We start from the raw sequence: 380 nt of genomic DNA on the forward strand, positions 1-380 counted from the left end.
ACTATATGAAAATAAACGTTATTTTTATGTGTACCAAAAAGACAACGTTGGTACTTTTAGTGGACTAGCGGACGTTTTTAAGAGGCAACAGGAAGACCGAGCCGCAGATGGCGACCGCGCCGGCGACTGCAAACAGCAACAGGTAGTCGCCCCTGCTGACAGCCAGAATGACCGGAGCCGCCAGCGGTGCGATCACCTGCGGGAGGGTGTTGGCTATGTTGAGTAGACCCAGGTCCTTGGCCGCGTGCCGGGCCCGATCGGGCAGCACGTCGGTCACCAGCGCCAGGTCGACGCCCTCATAGACCCCATGGCCCATTCCTACCAAACCAACACCCAGCAACAACATGCTGTAGGAATGGGAGAACGCGATGACCCACAGC

1 protein-coding gene is annotated in these 380 nt (G+C 56.8%); it reads right to left on the reverse strand.

What is annotated here, in order from left to right:
* Nucleotides 1–64: 64 nt before the first annotated feature.
* Nucleotides 65–380: MFS transporter (locus tag D7X55_RS44020; protein ID WP_199747522.1), on the reverse strand; the 316-nt coding region annotated here is incomplete at its 5' end.

Source organism: Corallococcus sp. AB049A (assembly GCF_003668885.1).
GTDB lineage: Bacteria > Myxococcota > Myxococcia > Myxococcales > Myxococcaceae > Corallococcus > Corallococcus interemptor.